Source organism: Minwuia sp. IMCC3060, assembly GCF_029909435.1.
GTDB lineage: Bacteria > Pseudomonadota > Alphaproteobacteria > Minwuiales > Minwuiaceae > Minwuia.
This window is the reverse complement of record NZ_CP123782.1, coordinates 551,659-573,449: the sequence shown is the minus strand read 5'-3', so window position 1 is coordinate 573,449 and position 21,791 is coordinate 551,659. Positions and strand designations below refer to the sequence as shown.

25 protein-coding genes are annotated in these 21,791 nt (G+C 64.9%); 11 read left to right on the top strand and 14 right to left on the bottom strand.

Annotated elements, in window-relative coordinates:
* Positions 1-28: 28 nt before the first annotated feature.
* From QGV54_RS02635 to QGV54_RS02625, 3 genes are read right to left on the bottom strand one after another with little or no spacing between them, the layout of a single operon-like run.
* The gene (locus QGV54_RS02635) at positions 29-799 is read right to left on the bottom strand and encodes a sulfite exporter TauE/SafE family protein (RefSeq protein ID WP_281018420.1); all 771 of its coding nucleotides are present in this window, start codon (positions 797-799) and stop codon (positions 29-31) included.
* 37 nt (positions 800-836) lie between these two features.
* A complete protein-coding gene (locus tag QGV54_RS02630) occupies positions 837-1,682 on the bottom strand; it encodes a crotonase/enoyl-CoA hydratase family protein (protein WP_281018421.1) in 846 nt (281 codons plus the stop codon).
* Between the two features lie 20 nt (positions 1,683-1,702).
* On the bottom strand, positions 1,703-2,968 hold the full coding sequence (locus QGV54_RS02625; RefSeq protein ID WP_281018422.1) for an MFS transporter: 1,266 nt from the start codon (positions 2,966-2,968) through the stop codon (positions 1,703-1,705).
* A 100-nt stretch (positions 2,969-3,068) separates the two neighbouring features.
* Here QGV54_RS02625 and QGV54_RS02620 point away from each other — a divergent pair, with 100 nt between their 5' ends.
* Positions 3,069-3,581: a thiamine pyrophosphate-binding protein gene (locus tag QGV54_RS02620; RefSeq protein ID WP_281018423.1), complete on the top strand. Its 513-nt coding sequence runs from the start codon at positions 3,069-3,071 to the stop codon at positions 3,579-3,581.
* Between the two features lie 7 nt (positions 3,582-3,588).
* Here QGV54_RS02620 and QGV54_RS02615 read toward each other — a convergent pair whose 3' ends face one another.
* Positions 3,589-4,428 (bottom strand): AraC family transcriptional regulator, encoded by an 840-nt coding sequence (locus QGV54_RS02615; RefSeq protein ID WP_281018424.1) that lies wholly within the window; start codon positions 4,426-4,428, stop codon positions 3,589-3,591.
* 61 nt (positions 4,429-4,489) lie between these two features.
* Between QGV54_RS02615 and QGV54_RS02610 the strand changes: the two genes are divergently transcribed.
* Positions 4,490-5,083, top strand: a complete 594-nt coding sequence (locus QGV54_RS02610; RefSeq protein ID WP_281018425.1) for a LysE family transporter — start codon at positions 4,490-4,492, stop codon at positions 5,081-5,083.
* Positions 5,084-5,119: 36 nt separating this feature from the next.
* On the top strand, positions 5,120-5,728 hold the full coding sequence (locus tag QGV54_RS02605) for a thiamine pyrophosphate-dependent enzyme (protein ID WP_281018426.1): 609 nt from the start codon (positions 5,120-5,122) through the stop codon (positions 5,726-5,728).
* A 9-nt stretch (positions 5,729-5,737) separates the two neighbouring features.
* Here QGV54_RS02605 and QGV54_RS02600 read toward each other — a convergent pair whose 3' ends face one another.
* A complete protein-coding gene (locus QGV54_RS02600; protein WP_281018427.1) occupies positions 5,738-6,280 on the bottom strand; it encodes a PAS domain-containing protein in 543 nt (180 codons plus the stop codon).
* A gap of 187 nt (positions 6,281-6,467) precedes the next feature.
* On the bottom strand, positions 6,468-6,839 hold the full coding sequence (locus QGV54_RS02595) for a cytochrome c family protein (protein WP_281018428.1): 372 nt from the start codon (positions 6,837-6,839) through the stop codon (positions 6,468-6,470).
* A gap of 261 nt (positions 6,840-7,100) precedes the next feature.
* On the opposite strand from QGV54_RS02595, the gene QGV54_RS02590 reads away from it, so the two are divergent.
* From QGV54_RS02590 to QGV54_RS02570, 5 genes are all read left to right on the top strand, one after another.
* Positions 7,101-8,687, top strand: coding sequence for an ABC transporter substrate-binding protein (locus QGV54_RS02590; RefSeq protein WP_281018429.1), 1,587 nt, complete (start codon positions 7,101-7,103; stop codon positions 8,685-8,687).
* Positions 8,688-8,839: 152 nt separating this feature from the next.
* Entirely contained in the window at positions 8,840-9,823 is a 984-nt protein-coding gene (locus QGV54_RS02585) for an ABC transporter permease (RefSeq protein ID WP_281018430.1), read from the top strand.
* A gap of 1 nt (position 9,824) precedes the next feature.
* Positions 9,825-10,757 carry an ABC transporter permease gene (locus QGV54_RS02580; RefSeq protein WP_281018431.1) on the top strand — a complete coding sequence of 311 codons (933 nt, stop codon included), beginning with the start codon at positions 9,825-9,827 and terminating at the stop codon, positions 10,755-10,757.
* 4 nt (positions 10,758-10,761) lie between these two features.
* The gene (locus tag QGV54_RS02575; RefSeq protein WP_281018432.1) at positions 10,762-11,751 is read left to right on the top strand and encodes an ABC transporter ATP-binding protein; all 990 of its coding nucleotides are present in this window, start codon (positions 10,762-10,764) and stop codon (positions 11,749-11,751) included.
* Positions 11,748-12,758, top strand: coding sequence for an oligopeptide/dipeptide ABC transporter ATP-binding protein (locus QGV54_RS02570; RefSeq protein WP_281018433.1), 1,011 nt, complete (start codon positions 11,748-11,750; stop codon positions 12,756-12,758). Before QGV54_RS02575 ends, QGV54_RS02570 begins: the two co-directional genes overlap by 4 nt.
* A gap of 388 nt (positions 12,759-13,146) precedes the next feature.
* Here QGV54_RS02570 and QGV54_RS02565 read toward each other — a convergent pair whose 3' ends face one another.
* The 6 genes from QGV54_RS02565 to QGV54_RS02540 form a co-directional block, all read right to left on the bottom strand.
* Positions 13,147-13,533, bottom strand: a complete 387-nt coding sequence (locus QGV54_RS02565; protein WP_281018434.1) for a DUF971 domain-containing protein — start codon at positions 13,531-13,533, stop codon at positions 13,147-13,149.
* Positions 13,533-13,730, bottom strand: a complete 198-nt coding sequence (locus QGV54_RS02560; protein ID WP_281018435.1) for a Trm112 family protein — start codon at positions 13,728-13,730, stop codon at positions 13,533-13,535. The genes QGV54_RS02565 and QGV54_RS02560 overlap by 1 nt, the downstream gene beginning before the upstream one ends.
* A 57-nt stretch (positions 13,731-13,787) precedes the next feature.
* Entirely contained in the window at positions 13,788-14,453 is a 666-nt protein-coding gene (locus QGV54_RS02555) for an LON peptidase substrate-binding domain-containing protein (protein WP_281018436.1), read from the bottom strand.
* 19 nt (positions 14,454-14,472) lie between these two features.
* The gene (trxA, locus tag QGV54_RS02550; RefSeq protein WP_281018437.1) at positions 14,473-15,405 is read right to left on the bottom strand and encodes a thioredoxin; all 933 of its coding nucleotides are present in this window, start codon (positions 15,403-15,405) and stop codon (positions 14,473-14,475) included.
* 99 nt (positions 15,406-15,504) lie between these two features.
* The gene (locus QGV54_RS02545) at positions 15,505-16,008 is read right to left on the bottom strand and encodes a prolyl-tRNA synthetase associated domain-containing protein (RefSeq protein WP_281018438.1); all 504 of its coding nucleotides are present in this window, start codon (positions 16,006-16,008) and stop codon (positions 15,505-15,507) included.
* 24 nt (positions 16,009-16,032) lie between these two features.
* Complete coding sequence (locus QGV54_RS02540; protein WP_281018439.1) at positions 16,033-16,791, bottom strand: enoyl-CoA hydratase-related protein; 759 nt, start codon at positions 16,789-16,791, stop codon at positions 16,033-16,035.
* Positions 16,792-16,965: 174 nt separating this feature from the next.
* Here QGV54_RS02540 and QGV54_RS02535 point away from each other — a divergent pair, with 174 nt between their 5' ends.
* Complete coding sequence (locus tag QGV54_RS02535; protein WP_281018440.1) at positions 16,966-17,799, top strand: MBL fold metallo-hydrolase; 834 nt, start codon at positions 16,966-16,968, stop codon at positions 17,797-17,799.
* Between the two features lie 65 nt (positions 17,800-17,864).
* Positions 17,865-18,683 (top strand): class I SAM-dependent methyltransferase, encoded by an 819-nt coding sequence (locus QGV54_RS02530; RefSeq protein ID WP_281018441.1) that lies wholly within the window; start codon positions 17,865-17,867, stop codon positions 18,681-18,683.
* A 21-nt stretch (positions 18,684-18,704) separates the two neighbouring features.
* On the opposite strand, the gene QGV54_RS02525 is transcribed toward QGV54_RS02530, so the two are convergent.
* Complete coding sequence (locus QGV54_RS02525) at positions 18,705-19,643, bottom strand: AEC family transporter (protein WP_281018442.1); 939 nt, start codon at positions 19,641-19,643, stop codon at positions 18,705-18,707.
* A 157-nt stretch (positions 19,644-19,800) separates the two neighbouring features.
* Between QGV54_RS02525 and argC the strand changes: the two genes are divergently transcribed.
* Positions 19,801-20,862 (top strand): N-acetyl-gamma-glutamyl-phosphate reductase, encoded by a 1,062-nt coding sequence (gene argC / locus QGV54_RS02520; protein ID WP_281018443.1) that lies wholly within the window; start codon positions 19,801-19,803, stop codon positions 20,860-20,862.
* A gap of 67 nt (positions 20,863-20,929) precedes the next feature.
* Here argC and QGV54_RS02515 read toward each other — a convergent pair whose 3' ends face one another.
* Positions 20,930-21,727, bottom strand: coding sequence for a DUF169 domain-containing protein (locus tag QGV54_RS02515; protein ID WP_281018444.1), 798 nt, complete (start codon positions 21,725-21,727; stop codon positions 20,930-20,932).
* Positions 21,728-21,791 lie beyond the last annotated feature (64 nt).

The following is a 21,791-nucleotide window of genomic DNA, read 5'->3' as shown; positions in this document are numbered from 1 at the left end:
GACGGTCCGCCGGACAGATGGCCAAGCGTCACGCCACCCAGCCGCTGACGCCGTCGAACAGCAGTTTCAGCCCGACGATGAATACGAAGGCATAGCAGAGGGCGTAGAACGGTTTCTCCGGCACCTTGTCGTGCAGCCATATCCCGGCGCGCATGGCCACCGGGCAGACCGGAGCCAGAACCAGCGCGGTCAGCAGGTTGGTCTGGTTCAGCAGGCCCAGCCAGGCATAGGGCACCAGCTTGGCGTAGTTGACTGCCATGAAGAAGATCACCGTAGTGCCGACGAAGACCCGCTTGTCCAGCCGCAACGGCAGCAGATAGACCTGCAGCGGGGGGCCGCCCGCATGTCCGACAAAGCTGGTGAAACCCGAGACAGCCGCCCAGAAGATACCGCTGACCCGGTTCTCCGGCTTCGCCGCGACGACCGTGCCCCTGCCCCGCCATTGCCTGCGCCAGTGATCCAGCGAGAACAGCACCGCGATGGCCCCGACCATGACGCGGATCATGTGTTCATCCACCAGCCCCGCCGTCAGCGTGGCAATACCGATGCCCAGCACGGCCCCCGGCGCCAGGTAGAGCATCATCGAACGGCTCCAGGACCGGCGATAGCTCCAGACCCCGACCAGGTCCATCAGGCAGAGCAGCGGCAGCATGATGCCGATGGCGGTCAGCGGCGGAACCACCAGGGAGATCGCCGGGGCCGCGACGATGCCGATCCCCGACCCGAAACCGCCCTTGGAGATGCCGACAAGCATCAGGGCGGGGATCGCGACCGCATAGAAGACGGGATCGGTGATCATGGCGCGAGGGATCCGCGCTGACTGTTCGGGAACCGGATCAGTTGCTGCCAGGCCCCAGCGGTTCACCGGAATCGCGCTTGCGCACGGCCTCCTTGAAGCCGACCTGCTCGCTCAGTTCCTTGAACCAGAGCCCCTCCGGGCTGTGGCGGGTGATGCCGTCGAACAGGGTCGCGATCATCTGGGTGTTCTGCATGCCCTGTGCGTCGATGGCCTGATTGATCATCAGCTTCTGCATCATCAGCTGGTTCTTCGGCACGCCGGACATGCGCGCCGCCAGTGCCGTCACGCGCGCGTCCAACTGGTCTGCCGGAACCGACTCCAGCGCCAGACCGATACGCACGGCCTCCGGCCCGTCGATCAGGTCGCCGGTGAAGAGCATCCGCTTGGCCTGCTGCGCGCCGAGACGATGCACCCACATGCCGGTGGACGGACAGCCCCATACCCGTGTCGGCGGATAGCCGATCTTCGCGTCGTCGGCCATGACGATCAGGTCACAGCAGAGCGCGATGTCGCTGCCCCCCGCGACAGCAAAGCCGTGCACCTTGGCAATCGTCGGCTTGTAGCAGCGCCAGAGCGTGGAGAAGGCATCCGTGTTCGCCTTCATCAGGCGATAGTCGATCATCGGATCCCAGGGCATGGACTGGGTATAAACGTTCTCCTGATCGCCCTCCGCATATTGCTTCAGGTCATAGCCGGCGCAGAAGGCGCTGCCTGCACCCTGCAGGATGATCGCATGCACATCGTCGTCATCGTCGGCACGGCGCACTGCCTCTGCCAGTTCCCGCGGCAGGTCGTCGTTGATCGCGTTCATCCGCTCGGGGCGGTTGAGGGTGATCGTCGCCACCCTTTCGCTGACTGCGTAGAGGATCGTGTTCCAGCTCATGCCCGTGTCTCCCCTGCCGGTCAGCCCTGCGCGGCACCGAACCGCCGGGCCCGCCATTTCGCCGGTGCCGGCATCGCCAGAATGCAGAGCGCACCGACACCACACAACCCGGCACCGATGAGGATCGGCAGGTCATAGGTCTGTGCCGCGTCGTACATGTAGCCCGCGATCGGGTTGCCGATCAGCGCACCGATCGCGACGGAGGAATAGACGAACCCAAGGATGCCACCCGCATGACCGACACCGTAATAGTCTGCCACCAGGGCCGGCGCGAGCGCGACGAAGCCGCCGTAGAGCGTGCCGAAGACCACCCCGAAGAAGAGCAGCATCCAGAGCGAGACGGACAGGTACCAGAAGACGAAGATCGCGGCGAGACCGATGAAGAGCCCCAGTACCACCGGCTTGCGCCCGAAACGTTCGGCAATCGGACCCAGGATCATCCGCCCCAGGATGGAGCCGATACCGACCGAGCTGACGACCCAGATTCCCTGCTGTGCCGTCAGTCCCAGGTCCTGTGCGAAGGGTTTCAGGTGAACGAACGGCATGAAAAGACCGATGGAGACCAGCAGGGAGCCAGAATAGACCAGCCAGATCGGCAGGGTCCTGCGGGCGGCCTGGACATCCATTGATTCGGCGGCATCGGCAGCAGCCGGCGGGGTGGCGGCTCCATCGGGAAACTGGCCGCGCCGGGCCGGCGAATTCTCCAGCAGCAGGCCGCTGATCACCCCAAGCACCAGCACCACGCCCGCGAGCACCAGATAGGTCTGCCGCCAGTCGAGCAGCGTGATGAGTTCATGCGCCGCCATCGGGGCGACGAATGTGCCGACACCGATGCCGGTGATGGCCAGGCCGGAGGCTGTGGCGCGGCGGCGCGCGAACCAGCGCTGCACCGCACCGACAGCGGGCACATACATGCAGCCGACGCCGACACCGACCCCCAGCCCGTAGCCCCAGTAGACCTGTTCGATCCGGGTGGCCGTGGCCGCGAAATAGAGGCCCAGCGCCGCGACGATCGCGCCAAAGACCACCACCTGCTTCGGCCCCAGCCGGTCACCCGCGGGACCGGAGAAGGCCCCGAGGAAGAAATAGAGGAACCCGGCGATGCCGAAGACGAAGGATGTATCGCCGCGCGTCGCCCCGAACTCGTTCTGCAACGGGGTGAAGAAGGCGGGAAAGCTGTAGGCCGCGCCGAAGCTGACGAACAGGATGGTGAAGGCGGCCCAGACGATCACCCAGCCGTAGAACATGCCGCCCCCGGCACTTTCGCCTGTCTCTGCCTCTGCCAATTCTCGTCCCTCCCCGGATCGGCCGACAGTTTGTGTGGACGGCAGGCGGAGCGCAACTATCATCGGGGTCACGCTGGTATGACCGTGGGGAGGGGACCGCATGTCCGATTGGCCGGATCAGATCTTCGAGGCGCTGCAGGGTGCCGACGTGCGCCAGATCGCCTATGTTCCGGACGCCGGACACAAGCGGCTTATCGAGCGTGCGCGTGCGGACAGCACCATTCATGCCGTCTCCCTGACGACGGAGGCGGAGGGACCGGCGGTCCTGGCCGGAGCCTGGCTGGGTGGCCAGCGCGGCGCGCTGCTGATGCAGTCGAGCGGCGTCGGCAATTGCCCGAACATGCTGGCGACCACCCAGACCTGCCGCTTCCCGCTGCTGATGCTGGTGACGATGCGGGGCGAGTTCGGGGAATTCAATCCCTGGCAGCTTTCCATGGGGCAGGCCGCCGGACCGATGCTGGAGATGATGGGAACCCGCACCTTCCGGCTGGACGATGCCGCAGACGCGGGGCCGATGACCGCCGCCGCCGCCGCCATGGCGTTCGAGGGGCAGATGGCGGTCGCCGTGCTGATCGCGCAGCGGCTGATCGGCACCAAGAACTTCGGGAAATAGCCCCCGTTCAGTTCGCCTGCATGTCGCGCCAGCGTCCCGGGGTCAGGCCATAGGTCGCCCGGAAGTGCCGCGTCATGTGGCTCTGGTCGGCAAACCCGGCCGCGACGGCGACATCGGCGAGGGAGACGCCCTGCCGCAGCATGAGGCGTGCACGGTCAAGCCGCCGCAGCAGGATGAAGCGACTGGGCGTCACCCCGTATGCGCGCCGGAAGTCGCGGCTGAGGGTGAACCGGTCCACGCCGTGACGGCGCTCGAGATCGCGAATCATCACCGGCGCATCCGCCACCGACATCAGGTCCTCACGCACGCGCCGGATCAGCGGATCGATCCGTTTCCGTCGCCGTGCCTTTCCGGGTGAACCGTGCTGGTCCGAAACGCGCTCGAACAGGTCCGCCATCTGACAGACGGCATCATTGACCGCCAGTTCATCAGGCGCCCCCCCGGACCAGGCATCAAAGACCGAGAGGACGAGTTCGGAAACTGCCTGCGCGTCGTGGACCGGTTCCGGACTGAACGGAAGGGCGGACTGGTCCAGCGCCGCCAGCACATGATCCGGTGACAGGTAGACCGCGCGAAAACCGAATCCCGCCTCGGTTCCGGGACGTCCGTCATGTCTTTCGTCCGGATGCAGCAGAAAGACCTCCCCCGGCAGAGACAGCCTTTCGGCACCGCGATAGGTAAAGCGCTGCACACCCTTGCCCGTGACACCGACCACATAGCCATCATGGCGGTGCGGCGTGAACTGGTGCTCGGGAAAGTCCGCTGCCGCCCATTCGAGGCCAGGCGCGACCTCGCCCCCCGACCAGCGGTTCCCGGCCCGAATGTCCACATCCGGTTCGCTGCACATACGTTCTATCCCCACGCCTCACACACCAGTCAGACTGCGCCCCAGTCTGACGGAGGCGACGATGAACGAAAACCTGTTGGTGCTCTATCTGGCCGCGATCCCGCTGATGGGCAGTCCGGGACCGGCAACCCTGACCGTGGCCGCGACAGCGGCCGCCTTTGGCTCCCGTCCTGCCCTGCCCTACCTCTGCGGGATCATCCTCGGCACTGTCGGGGTGCTGTTGCTGGTCGCGACCGGCGTCACCGGTGCAATCCTGGCCGTGCCGGCACTTGGCTCCGTCATCGCCATCGTCGCGGCGTGCTACATCCTCTATCTCGCCTGGCGCATCGCGACCGCGCCCCCGCTCGGGCAAGGCATGGACGCGGGCAAGCGTCCCTCCCTGACCGCGGGCTTCCTGCTGGCCATTGCCAACCCGAAGGCCTTTGCCGCCATTGGTGCGGTCTTCTCCGGCCATCAGCTGATCGGCGGAGACGTGCTGACCGACAGCCTGGTCAAGATCCTGGCGCTGGCACCGCTGATCGTCCTCATCAACAGCGCCTGGCTCGCATTCGGTTCGCTGATCGCGTCGGCACTGCGGGACCCGCGCCTGTCACGCATGGCCAACATCTGCTTTGCAATCCTGCTCGTCATCTCCGTCGGTTTTGCCTTAGTCTGACGCCATACGGGGATGAGACTGACTGGGGATGACGCCATGACCGACCGCGCGAACAGCTTCGAGATCCGCCGCCGCGAGGTCGCGCAGCGGCTGCTGGACGACAATCCCGACGCCCTTGTCATTGCCGGACTGGGTGCCACGGTCTGGGATCTGACGGCTGCGGGCGACAGGCACAGCACCTTTCCGCTCTGGGGTGCCATGGGCGGTGCGGCGGCGATGGGCCTGGGGCTCGCCCTGGCGCAACCCGAGAAACGCGTGATCGTGGTGACCGGCGATGGCGAACAGCTGATGGGTCTCGGCGCGCTCGCCACGGTGGCGGTGCAGCGCCCTGCCAATCTGGCCATCGTCGTCTTCGACAACGAAAGCTATGGCGAGACCGGCATGCAGGCGACGCACACGGCCGCCGGTGTCGATCTGGCCGGGGTCGCCCGCGCGGCAGGCTTCCCCACCATCGTCAGCGCCAATACCAACGCGGAACTGGATGATGCGCTGCAGACCGTGTCCAGCGGCAAGGGACCTGTATTCGCGTGGCTGAAGGTGCGGGCAGAGGCGTCCCCCTTCGCCCTGCCGCCAAAGGATGGCGCATGGCTGAAGGACCGGTTCCGCCGTCACCTGCTGGGACCGGCTGCCGTCGGGGAGGGCTGAACCCGCGGTTCAGTGCCAGTCAGGACCGGTTTGGTCCCCTGGTGGCAGCTTCGGGTGAAACACCAGCCCGCCAAAGACCATGTCGATGGTCTCGCCATCCGTCGACAGGGGAAGATTCAGCGCCTCGTAGGTATAGAACTTCCTGTCCGGGTAGAAGCTTTCGCCATGCGTCCTGAGCGGTTGCCCGTTCTGGAACATCCAGCGAAAACTGCGATAGATGGCTTCAAGCAGCTCTGGCTCATAGATCTCGTCATAGAACTTGCCGGTTGAATTGCGCCGCATGACGTCGGTGATGCGGGTGCCGAGCAATCGGTACCGCAGCCGCAGCGGGTCGTGAAACACATCAATGAGGATGACGTTGGCCAGGTGAGGCACGATTTCCGCCGGATCGATATCCCGTCGGGACGGAAACTTCCGCCCCCTCTTCTTGCTTTCCCAATATCCGTGCAGTTCCTGCAGCGACTGATCGCGGCACACCATCCCCGGGTCCAGATTGACCCAGAGGTCCTGTGACGGTGATTCCTGATCATGAGCCGGTTCGGTTGAAACCATCTTCCGGGAGGCACCTTCCGTTTGCATCGGGAACAGCAAATCCACTCAGCGATACCATAATACTCCATCAACGCGCATGTGCCAGTGCCGGTGCAGAAGGGCGCGGAGCGGGCAATCATTTCAGAAACAGAATGGGGCGCCGTCTCCGGCGCCCCATGAATTCAATTCAGCTCGTTCCGAAAGCTTCTCACATCGTCTCCGCTTTCAGGAAGGCGATGATATTGTCCAGATCCTTCTGCTTCTTCAGACCGGGGAAGGCCATCTTGTTCTTCGGGATGTAACCGCGCGGATCGGCCAGATAGGCCGCGATGGTCTCCTCGTTCCAGACAATGCCGGAATCCTTCATGGCGTTGGAGAAGCGGAAGCCATCCAGCGTACCGGCAGTGCGCCCGAACACGCCATGCAGCGATGGCCCGACCTTCTTCTTGCCTTCCTCCAGCGAATGGCAGATCGCGCACTTCTTGTAGACCTTCTTGCCGGCCTCGGCATCGCCAGCGGCCTGTGCGGCGCCGGTGCCAAGCGCAAGCGCCATGGTGGCTGCAACTACAAACTTCTTCATGACAACCTCTTTGGTACGTTTATTGGAACCTGCCCCTCAGATAGTTGGCCCCGGACCGAATTCCCAATGGCCAAACGACGCACCGCACATGCTGCATGAACCCGGCCAAGGGGCCTTGCATGTTGACGCCGGGGCACCCCGCAACACCCTGAAAAATCCGACAAAGGCGTTGACGGTTGTTCCGGCAGACGCCCACTATGCCCGCGAAATGGCGTGCCAAGCGCCTGAAACATGTCTGGGAACCATAGCGGGAGACAATTCATGAATATCCGCAATACCTTGCTGGCCGGGGCGGCAGTCCTTGCACTTGCTGCCGGGGCGGCGCAAGCCAAGGAAATGACGTTCGCCTTCCAGGGGGACGCCAATTCCATGGACCCCTACAACCTGAATGAGACCTTCACGCTCGGCTTCATGGCGAACATCTATGAAGGCCTGATCCGGCGCGGTCCCAATCTGGAAATCGAACCGGCCCTGGCGGAAAGCTGGGAGATCATCGAGCCGACGCGCTGGCGTTTCCATCTGCGCAAGGGTGTGAAGTTCCATGGCGGCGAGGATTTCACGGCTGATGACGTGCTGTTTTCCGCGGACCGTGTCCGGGGCGAAGGTTCCGACCTGAAGACCCGCCTGGCCGGCGTCACCGATATCATCAAGGTCGATGACCACACGGTTGATTTCGTGACCGAGGCCGCGAACCCGATCCTGCACTTCGAATGGGCCACCTGGGCCATAATGTCGAAGACCTGGGCGGAAAAGAACGGTGCGGTTTCCGCACAGTCCGCGACCGGTGACCAGGAAAACTTCGCCACCCGCAACGCCAACGGCACCGGCCCGTTCATGCTGCAGAGTCGCGAGGCCGACGTGCAGACCGTGGCCGTCGTCAATCCGAACTGGTGGGACAACGCCAACAAGGAACACAATCTGACCAAGGTCACGCTGAAGCCCATCAGCTCCGACGCGACCCGTGTGGCGGCGCTGCTGTCCGGTCAGGTTGACATGGCCTATCCGATCCCGGTGCAGGACATGAACCGCGTCGACAGCAATTCCGGCACCTCCATGCTGGTGGGCCCGGAACTGCGGACCATCTTCCTCGGCATGGACCAGCATCGCGACGAGCTGCTGTACTCCAATATCAAGGGCAAGAACCCGTTCAAGGACATCAAGGTCCGTGAAGCCATGTATCGCGCCATCGACGTGGAAGCGATCAAGAAGAAGGTGATGCGTGGCCTGTCGGAGCCGAGCGCCCTGATGGTCGCCCCCGGCATCAACGGGTCCGATCCGGCCTTCACGCGGCTGGAACTGGATGTGGATCTGGCCAAGAAGCTGCTGGCTGACGCCGGTTATCCGGACGGTTTCGAAGTCGGCATGGACTGCCCGAACGATCGCTACGTGAATGACGAGGCGATCTGCCAGGCCGTGGTCTCCATGCTGGCCAAGATCGGCGTGAAGGTGAACCTGCTGGCCCAGCCGAAGGCGCTGTACTTCAAGAAGGTCCTGGCCCCCAGCCTGGATACCTCCTTCTACCTGCTGGGCTGGACCCCGGGCTCCTTCGACAGCTGGAACCCGCTGTTCAACCTGCATGGCTGCTACGACGCCGAGACCGGCAATGGCAAGTTCAACCTGGGTCGCTACTGCAACCCTGAAGTGGACGAGCTGACCGCCAAGGTGCTGTCGGAAACCGATGCGGTGAAGCGTAATGCCATGATCCGCGACGCGTGGGTGCACACCACCCGTGACATCGCCTACATCCCGCTGCACCAGCAGGCCCTGGCCTGGGGCGCACGGGACGGTGTGAACGTGAAGCAGCGTGCGGACAACCAGTTCGCATGGCGCCACGTGACCATCGACTGACCGATCAGGAACCGGATGGACTCCGCCGCGATACCCGGCATGGCGGCGGAGTCTCCGTTTCCGTTCGTTCGAAAGACGGCCTGACCGGTGGGAATCCGGTTCAGGCAAGGGTCGGCAACCGCCGCCCCCCTCTCATTTTCCGGGGAAGCTGAATGATCGCCTTCGTCATTCGCCGCCTCTTCCAGGCCCTGCTGGTCATGCTCGTGGTGGCGCTGATCGGGTTCACCATGTTCCGCTATGTCGGCGACCCGGTGGCCCAGATGGTCGGCCAGGACACCTCGCTGGAGGATCGCGCCAAGCTGCGCCAGGACCTGGGCCTGAACGATCCGGTGCCGCTGCAGTTCGCCCGTTTCATCGGCAATACGGTGCAGGGCAAGTTCGGCATTTCCTATCGTATCGGACGCCCGGTGGATGAACTGCTGGCCGACCGGCTGCCCGCGACACTGGAGCTTTCCCTGCTCGCCGCCCTTTTCGCCATCGTGGTCGGCGTGCCGCTGGGGGTCTATACCGGGCTCTATCCACGACGATGGCTATCGCATGTATTCCTGACGGTTTCGCTGATCGGCATATCACTGCCAACCTTTGTCATCGGTATCCTGCTGATCCTGCTCTTCGGCGTGACACTTGGCTGGCTGCCCACGTTCGGGCGCGGCGAGACCGTTGACATCGGCCTCTGGGATACCGGTCTGCTGACGGTCAGTGGCTGGCAGAGCATCATCATGCCGGCCTTCACGCTCGGCATGTTCCAGCTGGCCCTGATCATGCGCCTCGTCCGTTCCGAGATGCTGGAGGTGCTGCGGACGGACTTCGTGAAGTTCGCCCGCGCCCGCGGCCTGTCGAACCGCGCGGTGCACTTCGGCCACGCCCTGAAGAACACGCTGGTCCCGGTCATCACCATCACCGGCCTTCAGGTCGGTTCCCTGATCGCCTTTGCCATCATCACGGAGACGGTGTTCCAGTGGCCCGGCATGGGGCTGCTGTTCCTGCAGGCGATCCAGTTCGTCGATATTCCGGTGATGTCCACCTACCTGATCCTGGTGGCGTTCATCTTCGTGGTGATCAATCTGATCGTGGATCTGCTCTACTACGTCGTCGATCCCAGACTGCGGGTCGAACGCAGCGGCGGGGGTCACTGACATGGGTCCCGTCGCACGCATCCAGGACAACTTCGCGCGCTTCCTCGACAGCGACATCTGGTACAGCTTCCGCACCAGCCCGGTGACGGTAGTTGCCACCGTGCTGGCCATCGTGATGATCGTTGCCGCGGTCATCGCCCCGCTGATCACGCCGCAGGATCCCTTCGATCCGGCCTCCCTCGACCTGCTCGACGCCTTCACGGCACCGGTCTGGACGGAAGACGGGCAATGGCGCTTCCCGCTGGGCACCGATGATCAGGGGCGCGATCTCTATTCGGCGATCCTCTACGGCTCCCGCATCTCCATCGGGGTCGGCTTCGCCTCCGTCATCCTGTCGATCATCATCGGCGTCACGCTGGGACTGATCGCGGGCTATGTCGGCGGCACCACCGATGCCGTGATCATGCGTATCGCCGATGTGCAGATCAGCTTCCCCGCCCTGCTGGTGGCGCTGCTGCTGAACGGCGTACTGCGCTCCGTCCTGCCGGGCAGCAGCCACGAGACGCTGGCGCTGGTGGTCATCATCTTCTCCATCGGCATGTCCATCTGGCCCCAGTTCGCCCGAACCGTCCGGGGGTCGACGATGGTGGAGAAGAGCAAGGAGTACGTGCAGGCGGCCCGGGTCATCGGCCTGTCCAGCCGCGCCATCATGTTCCGCCACGTGCTGCCCAACGTCATGGGGCCGGTACTGGTCATCGGTACCATCAACCTGGCGATTGCCGTGCTGCTGGAGGCCACCCTGTCGTTCCTCGGTGTCGGGGTGCCGCCGACCGAGCCATCGCTCGGCACCCTGATCCGGATCGGGCAGGATTTCCTGTTCTCCGGCGAGTGGTGGATCGTGATCTTCCCCGGTGTCTTCCTGGCGCTGCTGGTCCTGTCGGTCAATCTGCTGGGCGACTGGCTGCGCGACGCCCTGAACCCGAAGCTGAGGTAGCACCATGGCCAATCCTCTGCTGGAAGTCCGAAACCTGCGCGTCGAGTTCCCGACGCGAAAGGGAACGCTGGTCGCGGTGGACGACATCTCGCTCAGTATCGCGCCGGGCGAAGTGCTGGGTGTGGTCGGCGAATCCGGTGCCGGCAAGTCCATGACCGGCGCCGCCATCATCGGCCTGATCGAACCGCCGGGCCGGGTCGCGGATGGCGAGATCCTGCTGGACGGTCGCCGCATCGACAACCTGTCCTATGACGAGATGCGCAAGATCCGGGGCAAGGAGATCGGGGCGATCTTCCAGGATCCGCTGACCAGCCTGAACCCGCTCTACCGGGTGTCGGAGCAACTGATCGAGACCATCACCACGCACATGGACCTGACCGAGAAGCAGGCCCGGGCGCGGGCGCTGGACCTGCTGAAGGAAGTCGGCATTCCCGCGGCGGAGGAACGGCTGGACCACTACCCGCACCAGTTCTCCGGCGGCATGCGCCAGCGCGTCGTCATCGCCCTGGCGCTGTGTGCGGAGCCACGGCTGATCATCGCCGACGAGCCGACGACGGCGCTCGATGTCTCCATTCAGGCCCAGATCATCACCCTGCTGAAACGGCTCTGCCGCGAACACCAGACCGCCATCATGCTGGTAACGCACGACATGGGCGTCATCGCCGAAACGGCGGACCGCGTGGCCGTGATGTATGCGGGACGCATCGCGGAGGTCGGCCCCGTGCAGGACGTCATCAAGCGGGCCCGGCATCCCTATACGGAGGGGCTGATGGGCGCGATCCCGACCATCGGCGGGCGCGATGACCTGCTGACCCAGATCGACGGCTCCATGCCACGTCTGACCGCGATTCCCAATGGCTGCGCCTTTCACCCCCGGTGTCCGAAGGTGCATTTCAAGTGCCACACCGTGCGTCCCGACCTGATCGGCGACGGCAGCCATTCCGCGTCCTGCTGGCTGATGGAGAAACAAGCGGCGCAGGGGGACAGCCAATGACCGATACCCTGCTGAAGGTCGACAATCTGGTCCGCCATTTCGATGTTTCACCGCCCTGGCTGAACCGCGTGATCGAGCGTCGGCCAAGGTCCGTGGTCAAGGCCGTCGATGGTGTCGGCTTCGAGATCGGGCGGGGTGAGACATTCAGCCTGGTGGGCGAGTCCGGTTGCGGCAAGTCCACGGTCGCCCGGCTGGTGGTCGGCCTCTACAACCCCACCGCCGGGAGCCTCGAATTCGACGGCATGGACATCTCCTCCGGTGCCGCGCGATCCCGCAATCGCACGGCCCAGCGCCGGATGCAGATGATCTTCCAGGATCCCTACGCCAGCCTCAATCCGCGCTGGCGGGTGATGGACATCGTCGCGGAGCCGATCCGGTTCAACCGGCTGGTGAAGGGTGACGCCGCGATCCGTGAACGGGTCGGCGAACTGCTGGAACAGGTCGGCCTGTCCGCGGCGGATGGCGAAAAGTACCCGCACGAGTTCTCAGGCGGGCAGCGCCAGCGCATCTCCATCGCCCGCGCGCTTGCGGGATCACCGGAATTCCTTGTCTGCGACGAGCCGACCTCGGCGCTGGACGTCTCGGTGCAGGCCCAGATCCTGAACCTGATGAAGAAGCTGCAGCGGGAACTGGGGCTGACCTACCTGTTCATCAGCCATGACCTGGCCGTGGTCTATCACGTCTCGACCAAGGTCGGTGTGATGTACCTGGGACGGCTGGTGGAATGGGGCGAGACGGAGGTGATCTTCTCCGCGCCACGCCATCCCTACACGCGGATGCTGCTGGACGCGATCCCGGATCTCGACATGTCGGGCCGCGCCCGTACGCCCGTCGCCGGGGAAGTGCCGAGCCCGATCGACCCGCCGTCGGGCTGCGCCTTCCATCCGCGCTGCCCGCTGGCAACCGACCGCTGCAAGCGCGAGGCCCCGAAACCGGTCAGTGTCGGCGCCGCCATGGTCGCCTGTCACGCGGTGGAGGAAGACCGCCTGCCGGAATGGCACGGCTGAGCGCACTGTCATCTGGCTGCGTGTGAAAGTGTAGGGAACACCGGCGTCACCACCCACACGGACGTTGCCGCCGGACCTGATCCGGCGGCCCGGTGTGCCGCACCGACCTCGGAGACTGGGCTCGCGGATCAAGTCCGCGAGCAGCGTGATGGGTGGGGCAGTCTCGCCGAACTCTCCCACCCCACCGACGTCGTACCCGGGCTTGACCCGGGTACCCAGGGTGCCGCACCGGCGTGGGAGACTGGACTCGCGGATCAAGTCCGCGAGCGGCGTGGAGGGAGGGGATCGGTCTCGCCGAACTCTCCCACCCCACCGACGTCGTGCCCGGGCTTGACCCGGGTACCCAGCGCGCCGCACTGGCGTGGGATAGGATCGCAGGGGCCGCTGATCAGGGCTCCCGGCTGAGGCCCATTTCGTCCAGGGTCTCGCAGTAGCGGTCCCAGATCTGCTCGTACTGGTCGCCATATTCATACAGGAAACCCCAGGAGTAGATCCCGGTGTCGTGCCCGTCGTCGAAGCGGATGCGGACAGCGTAGTTTCCGACAGATTCCAGGCTCTCGAAGCCGACATGCAGCTTTCCCGGCACCCACTGGCGCTGTGTCGGGCTGTGGCCGCGCACTTCAGCGGACGGGCTTTCGACCCGCAGGAACTCGGCGGGAAACACGAAGCTGCGACCGTCCTCGAAATCGATCTCCAGCACCTTCTCCGCCTTCTTCAGACGGATTTCGGTCGGCTGTGGCCGCCCGGCCTGATCATACATCTCCATGGATGTCATCAGGCGGCGCCCTCGGCGTCGTCCAGCTTGCGGGCTTCATCCACCAGCATGATCGGGATGCCGTCGCGCACGGGGAATGCCAGACCGGCACGGCGGCTGATCAGTTCCTGTGCCTTCGCGTCATAGTCCAGCGGCCCCTTGGTCAGCGGGCAGACCAGGATCTCCAGCAGCTTCGGGTCCAGCGTGTTCTGTGTCATCTCTTGCCCCATGCCCTGCCCCTGAGGGGCGGTTCCCATCCGGCCAGGCCGGTCGTTTCACTGCACCGGCGAGTCACCATCGCCGGCCATCAGCGACATCTCGATCAGCGTCGTCAGTATATCCGCGCGTTCCGGCACATTCGCAGCCTCCAGCAAGGCCTGCTTCTCGCTGGGGTCGAGCGGCAGCATCATCGAGAGCGAATTGATCAGCGCAACATCGCTCGCCCGTTCCGCAGCTTCCCAGTCCGCCTTCAGCCCCTGCCGGTCGAGGAACATCCGCAGGCTGCCCACCAGACGCTGGCGGTCAACGCTGCGCCCCGCGGTCTCTTCCTCGCCAAAGTCCTCCGGATAATCGGAATAGTCGGCCAGCACCTGTCGGTAGGCCGTGTCGCTTGCCACTTCCTGTGCCACCCTGAACCGGCAGACGCCCGTGAGCGCGATCTGGTAGCGCCCGTCGCCCGTCTCCGCGAATTCGGTGATGCGGCCCAGACAGCCGATGCCATAGATCGGCGGCGTGTAGGTTTCCTCGTCCGTCTCGCGCGGCTGGATCATGCCGATCAACCGGCCACCGGCCATCGCATCGCGGGTCATGGCGAGATAGCGCGGTTCGAAGATGTTCAGCGGCAGCCGCCCGCCAGGCAGCAGGATGGCGCCCCGCAGCGGAAAGATCGCGATTCGCTCCGGCAGGCTCTCCGGCCCGGTCGGGCGATCCGGATTGGCCATGCGTGCGACCTCCCCGGCCTCAGCTGAACATCAGGGTCGAGAGGCGCCGACGGGACTTGAGCGTCAGCGGATCCTTGTTGCCCCAGGCTTCGAAGAGCTGCACCAGCTTCTTGCGAACCGCCTGTTCCTCCCAGTCGCGGTCACGACGGAAGCATTCCAGCAGTTCCGCCACCGCTTCCTCGCGCTGGTCGGCGGCGAGCAGGGCATTGGCATGGTCGAACCGCAGCTGCATGTCGTCGGGCGCGGCCTCCAGCGCGGCGGCGAGGCGGCTGACTTCCTGCATCGCGGCCGGATCGCTCGTCTGCTGCGCCAGTTCCAGCGCGGATTTCGCTCCGGCGATCTCGCCATGGGTGGAAATCGCCACCGGCACCTGGTCGAGGATCTGCTGGGCACCGTCGAAGTCACCCATCAGCACATAGGCCCGGATCAGCCCGGCAAAGGCCTGCGGGCTTTCGGGATTGGCCTGGATCATCTGCGCGAAGGCACCGGCTGCGGTCTCGCCGTCGCCTGCTTCCAGCGCCGCCGTACCGGCCTCCAGGAACTGTTCCTCCGGGCTGGGGCCGATACCACCGGCCACCTTGTCGATGAATTCCCGCACCTGGCTTTCGGGCAGCGCGCCCATGAAGCCATCGACCGGCTGTCCGCCCTTGAAGGCAAAGACGGCCGGGATCGACTGGATGCGCATCTGCTGCGCGATTTCCTGGTTCTCGTCGATGTTGATCTTGACCAGGCGGACCTTGCCGCCCGCTTCCGTCACGACCTTCTCCAGAACCGGGGTCAACTGCTTGCAGGGGCCGCACCATGGCGCCCAGAAGTCCACCAGCACGGGGACTTCCTGCGATGCCTGGATCACATCCTCCATGAAGGTCGCGATGGAACTGTCCTTGATCAGGTCCGCTGCGGCGGCCTGCCCCGGTGCCTGTCCCTGCGGCTGTCCGATGATGGTTTCCATGTCTGTCCTACCTCTGCACGTCAATCCCGGCCCCGGTCGGCGGAGCTGGCCAAGATGTAGGGGGTTCGGCGGTGAAGGGCAATGCGCGGGTTGGGCCAATCAGTCCTGGCGCTCGTCGATCTGGCTCAGAACCGGCTCATGACCGCAGTCGCGGCAGAACGTCAGCAGGTCGGCGGGCGCGATCCGCGTCGTCGCCGTATTGACCAGCGGGTGGGCGTTGACCGGATCGTGCTGCATCAGGTCCGCGTCCAGAATCAGCTTCACCCGCCCCTCGGGGTCATTGATGACCGCAAGGGGCGTGACGGAACCGGGTTCCACGCCCAGAACCTCCATCAGCAGGTCCGGCTTGCCGAAGCTGAAACGGGGCGCCCCCAGCCGTTTCGACAGGGCATTCATGTCCACGCCGCGATCCTCCAGGCAGACAACCAGCCACAGGCCGCCCTTCTTGTCCTTCAGGAACAGGTTCTTGATGTGGCCGCCGGACATCTGGCCACGATGGGCCTTGGCTTCCTCGACCGTGAACACGGCCTCATGCTCGATGGTTTCCGTCGTGATCCCCAGGGCATCCAGGCGGGCCTGCAGGTCTGCGCGCGTTGCGGGCATCAGGTCTCTCCTTCCATGGCGGACTCAGGTGCCCCTGAAGACCGGCTTGCGCTTCGCGGCAATGGCGGCACGTCCTTCAAGGAAATCGTCGGAGGTAAAGCACTCACGCACCCCCTCCATCGCCCGGGCATAGTCCAGGTTGCCCCGCGCGCTGGCGTTCAGGACGTATTTCATCCCCTTGACGGCCAGGGGGGCCATCGCCGCCAGTTCCGCCACGTAACTGGTGACGAAGTCCGCGTGCTGATCCGGATCAATGGCATGATCCAGAAAGCCGCAGGCCTTCATTTCGGTCGCGTCGAAGGTCTCACCGGCCAGGTACAGCCGCTTGGCCGCCGACATGCCGATCCGCTCCTGCGCCCGGCGCAGCCCGTTGATCGGATAGTGGATGCCGAAGCGCGCCGGCGGGATGAAGGTCCGTGCCGTCGTCTTGCCGATTCGAAAGTCGCAGGCCAGCGCCAGATCGGTTCCACCGCCGTAGACGGCGCCGTTCAGGGCACAGACGGTCGCGAAGGGCAATGCCTCCAGCCGCGACGAGATCGTGTCCAGCGGGTTCTCCCACCAGGGAAAGTTCTCGTCCACGCCAGTCAGGTCGGCGCCGGCACAGAACGTCCGCTCCCCCGCCCCGGTCAGAACCAGCACACGGATGGTGCTGTCGGAGCCGAGGTCGTTCAGGGTGTCGGTCAGGTTCCGCATGGCTGCCAGATCCAGCGCATTGTGTTTCTCCGGCTGGTTCAGCCGCAGGGTGACAACACCGCCCTCTCGTGTGACCTGCAATGGATCCACGTGTCTTTCTCCCCCCGGTGGCCGAAAACCCGACCGGTATGTGCATACCGTCGCAGTTTCTTGGCTTTTCCTGTCCAAAAGCACAGTATACGTAGTCGAAGGACAGGCGCACTGTCCACGGGCGCCTGCAAGCCATCATTCAAATGGTCCGCGCACCTTCATCGGGGGAGCCACTTGGCCGATCAAAATGAATTCTCGGTACGGTTCTGGGGCGTAAGAGGCTCTATCGCCTGCTCGGCACAGGATGTGATCCGCTATGGCGGCAATACCTCGTCCCTGGAGGTCACGGCGGGCGACCGGACGTTGCTGTTCGATGCCGGTTCGGGCATCCGCTACCTGGGCAAGAAGATGGCGCAGCAGAAGCCGCACCAGGCCGACATGTTCCTGACCCACACCCACTTCGACCATGTCTGTGGCCTGCCGTTCTTCGTGCCGTTCTTCGTGCCCGGCTGGAACTTTCGTGTCTGGGCCGGACATCTGCTGCCCGACCACACGCTGTCCAGCGTGCTGGAAGACATGATGATCGCGCCCCTGTTTCCGGTGCCGCCCGCGATCTTCAATGCCAACATCGACTACATCGACTTCCGCTCCGGCGAGACGCTGGACCTGGGCGACGGCATCACTGTACGCACGGCCCCCCTGATCCACCCCAACAACGCCAGCGGCTATCGCGTGGAGTTCGAGGGCAAGTCGATCTGCTACATCACCGATACGGAGCATCCCGGCGAAGGCAATGACCCCGTTCTGGTGGAGTTCCTGCGCGACGCCGATGTGGTGATCTACGACGCCAGCTACAGCGACGAGGAATACAAGACCCGCGTCGGCTGGGGCCACAGCACCTGGGAGGCCGGCGTCCGCCTGTGTGATGAGGCAAATGCGAAGACCTACGTGGTTTTCCACCACGACCCGGAACATGACGACGACTTCATGGACGGTGTGGCAAGGGATGTGGAGAGCGCTCGGCCCGGCTCCATCGTTGCCCGTGAAGGCATGGTGATCGAGCCCTGAGCACCAGATCGAGCACCACTGGCACCGGCGCTGGCAAGCCCGACTTCGCCACACGCGTTCGCACGATGGCGGAGGCGACGCTGAACGGTGACGTGCAGGGCTGGTTCATCCCCTATCGCCACGCGGCGGAGGTGGTGACACCTGCACCGGCGCCTGTGGTCGCCTATCCCGCAATTGCTGACCTCTTTCACGCCGCACGGGGCGACTGCCTGAACCTGCTGCAGGTGATCAGCGGGTACAGGGAAGACCTGCTGGCGATCTCGGCCACCGATGACACGGCCCGGCCGCGCTGGCTGCAGGACTGGTTCGGCGGTCTCGACGCGGCGGCGGCCTATTGCATGGTGCGTCATCACCGCCCTGCCCGCATCGTCGAGGTCGGGTCGGGGCATTCGACCCGTTTCATGAAGCGCGCGGCGGACGACGGCGGCTACCCTGTCAACATGCTGGCCATCGATCCGGCACCGCGTGCCGACATTCACGACCTGGGCATCCGCATCCGGCAGACAGTGGTTCAGGCGGCACCGGCAGACAGCTTCGCCGATCTGGTCGCGGGCGATCTGCTGGCCATCGATTCGAGCCACATCCTGATGCCCGGCAGCGATGTCGATCACCTGCTGAACAATGTCATTCCCGCCCTGCCCGCCGGTGTGCTGGTCCACATCCACGACATGTTCCTGCCGGGCGGCTATCCGCGGAGCTGGGCCCTGCGCGGCTACAACGAACAGAACGGGGTGGCACCGCTGCTGAGTGGCGGCAGGCTGCGCGTCCTGTTCGGCAGCCGCTACTGCCTTGACCACATGGCCGACGACGTCGCGCGGCTGGCAGGCTTCATCCCGCGCCCGGTCCCGGTGCTGGAGAGCAGCCTGTGGGCCATCACCGCCTGACTGCTGCCGTCACCGCCCCCCTCAACCGGGTGGAAAGAAGATGAAATAGACCGAGATCGTCGCGACCGAGAGTACCGTGCTGGTCAGGATCATCGACGAGGTGCGCAGCACATAGACGCCGTATGCCTGCGCCAGCACGAAGCTGCCCGCCCCCGTCGGCAGGGCCGCCATCAGGATCGCGACCTTGGCCCACAGCGGATCAACCGGCAGGATCACCAGCACCATCAGTGCCGTGACCAGAGGCTGACCCACCAGCTTGGTCAGCGTCATCACGCCGACCTCCACCCGCCCCTCACTGCGGGGCTTGCCCACCATGAACAGGCCGATGGCGAACAGCGCACAGGGTCCCGCCGCGACCCCCAGGATATTGGTGAAGGAATCGACCGGCACGGGCAGGCTGACGCCGGTCGCCGCCCAGCACAGGCCCAGGACCGGTGCCACCAGCATCGGGTTGCGGGCCATGGCGGAGAGCACATTGCCCAGTACGCGGAACGGATTGCCGCCGCCCTTGGTCCCGAACTCGATCAGGAAGATGGCGACCCCCACCACCAGCGCGGTATTGATGACCGTGGCCACGATCGCGGGCAGCGCGGCGGCGTCCCCGAACGCGGTCAGCGCCAGCGGGATGCCCATGTAGCCGGAGTTGCCATAGACACCGTTCATGGCATGGATCGCCGCCTCCGCCAGATTGCGCCGGAACAGCAGGCAGGCCACGACCGTGGTGATGACCCCGATCAGCACGACAGCGCCGAGAAATCCCAGGAAGAAGCCAGGATTGTAGACCTGCGCCAGATCGACCGTCGCCATGGCCCGGAACAGCATCGCGGGCAGCGCCACCCAGTAGACGAAACGGTTCAGCGCAACCGAACTGTCCTCCCCCAGGAGGCCGCGCACACCACACAGGTATCCCGCGCCGACGATGGCGAAGACAGGCAGCACGATATTCAGGATCGGTTCCATCCGGGCTCCGGCAAGAGGGCCGCTTCAGCGCGGTGCGGCGGAACCTAGTCGGAATCGGTGCGGGAGGGAATTGGCAGTGGCCGCTTGCAACACTGCCCTGCAGTCCCGTAAAACCCGGCGGCTGCACGAACGCAGCGGACAATTCGGGACAGGAACAATGGCCAAGATGATCAAGGCGGGCATTCTGGGGGCAAGCGGCTATACCGGCGGCGACCTGGTGCGACTGCTGGTCCGCCATCCGAATGTCGAAATCAGCTTCATGACCGCCGACCGCCACGCGGGCAAGCAGATCGCGGAGGTCTTTCCGCATCTGATCGGCCTGGACCTGCCGAAACTGGTCAGCATCGACGAGATCGACTGGCCGACCGCCGATGCGGATGTGGTCTTCTGCGGCCTGCCGCATGGCACGACGCAGAACATCGTGAAACAGATCCTGACGGAGAATGACCGCATCCGGGTCGTGGACCTTTCCGCCGACTTCCGGCTGGACGACACCGCCGTCTATGCGGAATGGTACGGCCATGAGCACTATGCGCCGGAGATCCAGCCCCTGGCCGTCTATGGCCTGCCTGAGTTCTATCGCGAAGGGGTGAGGTCATCGCGGCTGGTGGCCAATCCGGGCTGCTATCCCACCGCCGCCCTGCTGGGTCTGGTGCCGCTGGCCGCCGCCGGGCAGGTCGATGTGGCCGATGTCATCATCGACGCCAAGTCCGGTGTTTCCGGTGCCGGGCGCGGCCTGAAGGAGAACCTGCTGTTCTGTGAGGTCGGCGAGGGCATTCATCCCTATTCCGTCGGCACCCACCGGCATGCACCGGAGATCGAGCAGGAGATTGCCAAGGCTGCGGGCGGCGCCGACACCCACGTCAACTTCACGCCGCACCTGATGCCGATGAACCGGGGTGAGCTGTGCACCTGCTACGTGCGCATGGTGGGCGGGGCCAGCGTTGACGACCTGCGCCAGACCCTCACCAGCCGCTTTGCCGACGAACCCTTCGTGAATGTGGTGCCGGAGGGTGTTTCCCCCGCCACCCGCAACGTCCGGGGGTCGAACTACTGCCAGATCGGCCTCTATGCCGACCGCATTCCGGGCCGCGCCATCGTCGTCGCGGTGATCGACAATCTGGTCAAGGGATCATCGGGTGAGGCGATCCAGAACATGAACCTGATGTTCGGCTTCCCCGAGACCACGGGCATCGAACAGATCGCCCTGTTCCCCTGAAACCTGCCTTTCCGCTCCTGCGGCGCGACGTGCGCCCAGGAGTGGAAAGCGCGGTATCTTCAGCCGTCTACCGGTCGCCGTAGGACGCCGACATGCCGGCGCGGACATCCATCTGGATGCCGTACTGCGGGATCGGATAGCGCAGGCCGTTGCCGGACAGGTGTGCCAGTCCGTCGATGACCTTGGGCAGGAACTTCGGCGGGATGGCCATCAGCAGCTCATCCTCCATGACGCCGCCATAGCGCCGCTCCGCGAAGCAGGGAATCGACAGGCTGGGTTCACCGGTGCTCAGCGCACGGCCCCAGCTGTCGGCGCAGGAGCTTTCCCCCACGCAGGCCCAGTCAAGCTTCCTGTATCCGGCCCACTGCAGGCCGTTGATGAACAGGATCATCTGTGCCGGGGTCGCATAGATCAGCGCAATGTCCGGCGGGTCCAGCCGCCCCGCCACCAGCGGGGAGCAGGCCATGGCCTCGTACTGACCGGCAGGAACCACATTCATCGCCCCCTGGTGCGCACGTGTATCGGTCTCCGTCTCGTACCAGACGCCGACCATGCCGCGACCCGACTGCCATTCGTCATCCTGCGGACGCAGGCCGATGACCGCGCCGCACTGCGCCCCCACCAGATCCGCCATCGTGATGCCGACGGTCCAGCCCAGCCGGGATGCCTGCCCGACGATCTGATCAGTCGTGTGGATGGCGCGCGGGCGACGGATGCGGGGTATCGCCTCCATCTCCTCCACCGTGCGGAACAGCTTCATGCCGATGGGTGTGGTGCGGAGCCTGAGATACTGGTTCAGGCCATCGACGATCGCCTTCCAGTCATAGGTGTCCGGTTCCGTTACATTCCAGGCGGTGTCTGCCATGTCCTTCATCCTCCCCGAGATTGACCGGGGCAGTATGACGGGCAGATACCTTGTGCAGCAAGCC

What these genes read in the sequence shown, in the direction of transcription:
- QGV54_RS02590 (WP_281018429.1), top strand. Translation starts at nt 7,101, where the DNA reads ATGAATATCCGCAATACCTTGCTGGCCGGGGCGGCAGTCCTTGCACTT.
- QGV54_RS02545 (WP_281018438.1), bottom strand. Translation starts at nt 16,008, where the DNA reads ATGCCCGCAACGCGCGCAGACCTGCAGGCCCGCCTGGATGCCCTGGGG.
- argC (WP_281018443.1), top strand. Translation starts at nt 19,801, where the DNA reads ATGGCCAAGATGATCAAGGCGGGCATTCTGGGGGCAAGCGGCTATACC.
- trxA (WP_281018437.1), bottom strand. Translation starts at nt 15,405, where the DNA reads ATGGAAACCATCATCGGACAGCCGCAGGGACAGGCACCGGGGCAGGCC.
- QGV54_RS02555 (WP_281018436.1), bottom strand. Translation starts at nt 14,453, where the DNA reads ATGGCCAATCCGGATCGCCCGACCGGGCCGGAGAGCCTGCCGGAGCGA.
- QGV54_RS02580 (WP_281018431.1), top strand. Translation starts at nt 9,825, where the DNA reads ATGGGTCCCGTCGCACGCATCCAGGACAACTTCGCGCGCTTCCTCGAC.
- QGV54_RS02635 (WP_281018420.1), bottom strand. Translation starts at nt 799, where the DNA reads ATGATCACCGATCCCGTCTTCTATGCGGTCGCGATCCCCGCCCTGATG.
- QGV54_RS02615 (WP_281018424.1), bottom strand. Translation starts at nt 4,428, where the DNA reads ATGTGCAGCGAACCGGATGTGGACATTCGGGCCGGGAACCGCTGGTCG.
- QGV54_RS02595 (WP_281018428.1), bottom strand. Translation starts at nt 6,839, where the DNA reads ATGAAGAAGTTTGTAGTTGCAGCCACCATGGCGCTTGCGCTTGGCACC.
- QGV54_RS02560 (WP_281018435.1), bottom strand. Translation starts at nt 13,730, where the DNA reads ATGACACAGAACACGCTGGACCCGAAGCTGCTGGAGATCCTGGTCTGC.
- QGV54_RS02620 (WP_281018423.1), top strand. Translation starts at nt 3,069, where the DNA reads ATGTCCGATTGGCCGGATCAGATCTTCGAGGCGCTGCAGGGTGCCGAC.
- QGV54_RS02585 (WP_281018430.1), top strand. Translation starts at nt 8,840, where the DNA reads ATGATCGCCTTCGTCATTCGCCGCCTCTTCCAGGCCCTGCTGGTCATG.
- QGV54_RS02570 (WP_281018433.1), top strand. Translation starts at nt 11,748, where the DNA reads ATGACCGATACCCTGCTGAAGGTCGACAATCTGGTCCGCCATTTCGAT.
- QGV54_RS02600 (WP_281018427.1), bottom strand. Translation starts at nt 6,280, where the DNA reads ATGGTTTCAACCGAACCGGCTCATGATCAGGAATCACCGTCACAGGAC.
- QGV54_RS02610 (WP_281018425.1), top strand. Translation starts at nt 4,490, where the DNA reads ATGAACGAAAACCTGTTGGTGCTCTATCTGGCCGCGATCCCGCTGATG.
- QGV54_RS02575 (WP_281018432.1), top strand. Translation starts at nt 10,762, where the DNA reads ATGGCCAATCCTCTGCTGGAAGTCCGAAACCTGCGCGTCGAGTTCCCG.
- QGV54_RS02525 (WP_281018442.1), bottom strand. Translation starts at nt 19,643, where the DNA reads ATGGAACCGATCCTGAATATCGTGCTGCCTGTCTTCGCCATCGTCGGC.
- QGV54_RS02605 (WP_281018426.1), top strand. Translation starts at nt 5,120, where the DNA reads ATGACCGACCGCGCGAACAGCTTCGAGATCCGCCGCCGCGAGGTCGCG.
- QGV54_RS02530 (WP_281018441.1), top strand. Translation starts at nt 17,865, where the DNA reads ATGGCGGAGGCGACGCTGAACGGTGACGTGCAGGGCTGGTTCATCCCC.
- QGV54_RS02515 (WP_281018444.1), bottom strand. Translation starts at nt 21,727, where the DNA reads ATGGCAGACACCGCCTGGAATGTAACGGAACCGGACACCTATGACTGG.
- QGV54_RS02565 (WP_281018434.1), bottom strand. Translation starts at nt 13,533, where the DNA reads ATGACATCCATGGAGATGTATGATCAGGCCGGGCGGCCACAGCCGACC.
- QGV54_RS02630 (WP_281018421.1), bottom strand. Translation starts at nt 1,682, where the DNA reads ATGAGCTGGAACACGATCCTCTACGCAGTCAGCGAAAGGGTGGCGACG.